Source organism: Sporosarcina koreensis, assembly GCF_001531445.1.
GTDB classification, from domain to species: Bacteria; Bacillota; Bacilli; order Bacillales_A; family Planococcaceae; genus Sporosarcina; species Sporosarcina koreensis_C.
In genome coordinates this window covers 1-243 of the sequence record NZ_LQYA01000261.1, presented here as the reverse complement: position 1 = coordinate 243, position 243 = coordinate 1, and the positions used below count along the sequence as shown (strand labels likewise).

General features: G+C 40.3%; 1 protein-coding gene. It reads left to right on the top strand.

Annotation, left to right across the window (positions count from 1 at the left end):
• Nucleotides 1–243: MFS transporter (locus tag AWV70_RS21850; protein WP_153010084.1), on the top strand; the 243-nt coding region annotated here is incomplete at both ends.

Below are 243 nucleotides of genomic sequence, written 5' to 3'. Positions count from 1 at the left end.
TGGGTGAACACAGCCTTTATGTTAACCTTTTCTATTGGAACAGCTCTATATGGAAAGCTATCTGATCAGCTAGGCATTAAAAGGTTTCTCCTATTTGGGATTATAATAAATTGCTTCGGATCGGTAATTGGGTTTGTTGGACATTCTTTTTTTCCCATACTTATTCTGGCTCGATTTATTCAAGGAGCTGGTGCAGCTGCATTTCCAGCACTCGTGATGGTTGTAGTTGCGCGCTATATTCCA